This is a genomic window from Bacillus pretiosus (assembly GCF_051294775.1).
In the GTDB taxonomy this organism is placed as follows: Bacteria; Bacillota; Bacilli; order Bacillales; family Bacillaceae_G; genus Bacillus_A; species Bacillus_A wiedmannii.
Map to the genome: position 1 here is coordinate 1 of NZ_JBPPHF010000188.1, position 306 is coordinate 306.

Genomic DNA, 306 nt, shown 5'->3' on the forward strand with positions numbered 1-306 from the left:
TGCTCCATGTGTAGACTCTTGGTTAGCTAGCGCTTCAAACGAAGAAGACATGAAAGTTGCCTTCGAAACAGGAGCAGAAGCAGCGGTTAAAGGGGCAGAGTATACGAAAGAAATCGTAGCTCGCATGGGCCGCGCCGGTACAGTTGGTGAAAGAAGCTTAGGCTATCCAGATGCAGGTGCACATGCGCTTGGGGTGAACTTTACGGAGATTGCGGGCAGGTTGAAATAGGAATGATGTTAGTGTGAAAGAATCCCCTTCATGGTAAGTTGGTTACTGTGGAGGGGATTTTTTTAGTTGATATATAT

The 306-nt window shown here is 46.7% G+C and carries 1 protein-coding gene; it reads left to right on the forward strand.

What is annotated here, in order from left to right; translation table 11 throughout:
* Positions 1-229: DAK2 domain-containing protein (locus ACSG5Z_RS30450; protein WP_435712809.1), on the forward strand; the 229-nt coding region annotated here is incomplete at its 5' end.
* Between the last annotated feature and the right edge of the window lie 77 nt (positions 230-306).